The sequence below is a fragment of the Schleiferilactobacillus shenzhenensis LY-73 genome (assembly GCF_000469325.1).
Lineage (GTDB): Bacteria > Bacillota > Bacilli > Lactobacillales > Lactobacillaceae > Schleiferilactobacillus > Schleiferilactobacillus shenzhenensis.
Genome location: NZ_KI271591.1, coordinates 35312 through 38905, shown reverse-complemented (window position 1 = coordinate 38905; position 3594 = coordinate 35312). Strand labels below are relative to the sequence as shown.

Below are 3594 nucleotides of genomic sequence, written 5' to 3'. Positions count from 1 at the left end.
CCCGCCGTTTCCGTGATGCCGGTGTGGCACCGGTATGGCTCGTGCTCACGTTGGGCGGTCCCGTGGCGATTGCCGCTGCAGATCATTTCCAGCATACGGTCTGGATCGTTCTCTTCAGTATCCTTCTGGTCGCCAACCTAGCGATTGCGGCTTTACCGAGCCGCACATCGGCAACAGTGCCCGCGTCACCGACTGTCCCCTATGTCCGGTTTGGCGATGCGGTGAAGAACTTCTTTAGAAATGCGTTCCACTTCTCCGGCCGCAGCACTCGGTCTGAGTACTGGTGGATCATGCTGATCGTCTTCGCCATTGAAATGGTTCTTGATGGCTTCACGACCCGAATTATCTTTGCCAACGCCGCGTCATTACCCCGACAGACATCCCTGATCGTCGCCTGGCGCACCCTGTGGCGGTTGGCCCCAGTGAGTTACGGCCTCCTGGTAGGCTTCAGCCTGCTCACCCTGATCCCCGTCCTCGCCCTGACCGTCCGCCGGTTCCGTGACGCCGGGGTACCCGGCTGGCTCGGAGCGGTGGCGTATATCCTGCCGCTGTTCATCAGCTGGGGCCAGAGTGCCACGCAGAACCTGGCCTTCACCGCTGTATCGTTCCTCCTGCTGGTCACCACGGTGGTCGTCGCCGCCACGCCAAGCAAGCCGCTTGCATCATAACTTTGTCTGCAGAAAGGACCTTGGCTGCCAGTCAATACTGGCCAGCCAAGGCCTTTTTATGTGAGTTCCACAGTGCTTGAGACGCGCGTCCCGGTGATTATGCTAGAATAGTAAGGTGACGATTCAAGGAGGAGAAAACGTGGAACGCGAAGGCATGAATAAAGTGGGTTCTGTACTTGCTGGTTTGGCCGCCGGGGCTTTTTTGCTGCCGGTGTTGACCCGTCTGACGAAGCGCCGAGCAGCGGCGGATACGGTGGAGGCGCAGGCCCAAGATCGGCCCGACTTGCCCGCCACCGGCCGTTTCCAAAGCAAACAGATTCCCACCCTCTACGTGCACGGCTTCCGCGGCGGCGCCCATTCTACGCAACAGATGGTCGAATCAGCCGCCCGGGCGACCCAGCAGGACAGCTGGCTGCAAGTCATCTACGATAGCGGAGAAATCACTTATGCCGGGAATTGGACCAGCGATCTCCATCCCATCGTCCAAGTCGTCTTCAAAGACAACTGGGTGGGCACCCGCATCATTTCTCACTACTTAGAAAAGATCCTGCCCGCCTTGCAGGAGAAATTCGGGTTCACCCAATATAATGCCGTGGGCCACTCGGTGGGGGCGACGGCGCTGGTCTTCGCTGAGATGCGCAACTACGACAACCCCCAATTCCCCAAACTGAATAAGCTGGTGCTGGTGGGCGGGCCGTTCGACGGCGTCGTCGCCCTGGGCGACCTGCCCAACTTCAACCGCTTCACCTGGACCGGTCGGCCGATTCTGATGAATCCCACTTACCTGGAGATGCTTCTGAGCCGCAAGCGGTTCCCGCACGACGCCAAGGTCCTGAACGTGTACGGCAACATCAACAACGGCACCAACACCGATAAGTACATCACGGTCATCTCGGCTAAGTCGATTCGCTATATTCTGGCCCCCATCGTGAAGTCCTTCAGCGAGATCGAAGTCCGCGGCCTGCCCGGCGAACATAGCATGATGCACGACGATTCCTTGGTATTGAAGAAAATCAACCGGTTCCTGTACGGCCAGGCGTGACGTCTGCCGCAACACAAAAACACACCTGCCAAAAGCATTTGGTCAGGTGTGTTTTTTGATTGCTTTCTTAAACTACGAGCGCATCAGGTCAACCAGCCCGATGATGAACTCACCCAGCAAGCAGGCCAGGGAGATGTAGCCCATCAAGGCAAAGCCGGTGGATTGAATCTGAATCGTGGTGATGGCGCCCTTGGCGAACATCAGCACGAAGAGGAACGCGTAGCCGATGACGCTGAAGACCCCGGCCCCAAAGCGAATGAGCGGCGAGGAGCGGCGCTTCCAGAAGCTGAATACGATGAAGATCAGCGGTCCCAGCGCGGCGATGACCAGAAGCAGGTAGCGCAATGTCGCGGGTGAAGTCAGCTGCATCTTGCTCAGCAGAGACGTGCCCTTACTGAAGTCGACCAGGCTGGCGGTGTTGGAGAAGTAGCCCGGGATATAGACGCCAATCATCACGAACAGGGAGAAAATGGCCCCCAAAATATCGGTGACCCCAATGTGGAAGGTCTCCTTGGTTTGCGTGTGGTCGTTATCCGCGTATTGGTCATCAGTGTCTTGGGCGGACTGATCGTCCGTGGGCGCACCATAATCCGTGTTCATCGGGTCATAACTGCTGGCCGCGGCAGCGTCGTCCGGCGCGGCTGCAGTGTTGCTGGTGTCGTACTGGGGCGCAGCAGACTGCTGGGTCTGTGCGTACTGACCATATTGATCAGTGGGTCCTTTCGTATCGTTCTGGGTCGGTGCTTGATACGCATACGCATTGGCTGGCTGCGCTGCACCGTTTTGTCCGTCTCGACCATAGGGCTCGGCCGGCTGCGGTTGAGGCTGCTGCGGTGCCTGCTGGGACTGATACTGATAGGGTGCCCCGTAAGGCGCTTGCGGCTGAGTGTCACTCGGCTGCTGGCCGAGCTGATTCTGGGGCTGACCATAAGCCGGTCCTTGATTCTGGCCATTGATCGGTCCGTAGGCATTGCCGCTGGGTGTCCCGTAGTAGGGGACATCGGCGGGTTGACTGTTATCTTCGGTGTACTCCGGCGTACTCATATCTTCCGGGGCAGCAGAGGCTTGCGGCTGCCAAGGTGTTTGGCGCGGTGCACCAGACCCTTGGGGCTGCCACCCTGGCTGGGTATCGCTGGCAGGCGCTTGCGCTTGCCAATTCTGATTTTGGTCATTTTGTGCTGGCCACGCCGGTTGTTCATACCCGTCCGCTGGTTGCGGCTGCTGCTGCCATGATTGGTCAGAAGCACTCGTCGGGTAAGTCTGCCCCACGGGACTGAACCCTGGATAACTCGGTGTGTCGTCGGCGCTCTGGACACCCACAGCGCCCGCAGCGGGCTGGTCCCAAGTGGGCTGACTGGACAACGACGGTGCGCCTTGCGGGGCACTCGCCGGTGCTGTCGGCTCATCCGCCGACAAACCCAACGTACCATTCTGCGGCACCGTCGTTTCCGGTGCTGCTGCTGTCTTCTGAGATTGACTGTCCTGCTGTCCGTCCCCCTGAATCGGTTGCAGCAGTTTGAGCTGGGCCACCCCCATGACCATCTGCCGTGCCCGGCCAGTCAATGGATAACCACAGTTTTGGCAAAAATTCTGTTGCGAGCTGACAGGGTAGCCGCAATTTGGACAATACTCCACCGTTGAAACACCTACTCCCTTAATTAACGATCACTCTTCAAAATCTAGTCTAGCTCAATTATACCGGTATTGCGAGACTATTATCAACGGCGACAGAGGTTCTCACCGTTTTTTTGAGCCCGGCGTCAGCCGGTCCCGCCCAAACGAAAAAGGACTGGGACAAAATTCTCCCTCGACGTCGTGCCAAAGCTCCGCAAACTCCGGCAAAACGGGTGGCGACGCGAAGCTAGTGCGAAGCCGGTCCGCTTT

General features: G+C 58.4%; 3 protein-coding genes and 1 pseudogene. 2 read left to right on the top strand and 2 right to left on the bottom strand.

What is annotated here, in order from left to right; all coding sequences use genetic code 11:
* Both L248_RS08700 and L248_RS08695 read left to right on the top strand, forming a co-directional pair.
* Positions 1 to 668, top strand: a 668-nt coding sequence (locus tag L248_RS08700) for a DUF805 domain-containing protein (RefSeq protein ID WP_196812014.1), incomplete at its 5' end; no start/stop codon positions are given.
* Positions 669 to 807: 139 nt separating this feature from the next.
* Positions 808 to 1710, top strand: coding sequence for an alpha/beta hydrolase (locus tag L248_RS08695; RefSeq protein WP_051999949.1), 903 nt, complete (start codon positions 808 to 810; stop codon positions 1708 to 1710).
* Positions 1711 to 1782: 72 nt separating this feature from the next.
* On the opposite strand, the gene L248_RS08690 is transcribed toward L248_RS08695, so the two are convergent.
* Both L248_RS08690 and L248_RS16535 read right to left on the bottom strand, forming a co-directional pair.
* Positions 1783 to 3240 carry a hypothetical protein gene (locus tag L248_RS08690; RefSeq protein ID WP_245585291.1) on the bottom strand — a complete coding sequence of 486 codons (1458 nt, stop codon included), beginning with the start codon at positions 3238 to 3240 and terminating at the stop codon, positions 1783 to 1785.
* Positions 3241 to 3276: 36 nt separating this feature from the next.
* Positions 3277 to 3345: pseudogene (locus tag L248_RS16535) on the bottom strand (zinc ribbon domain-containing protein); the annotation flags it as partial.
* Between the last annotated feature and the right edge of the window lie 249 nt (positions 3346 to 3594).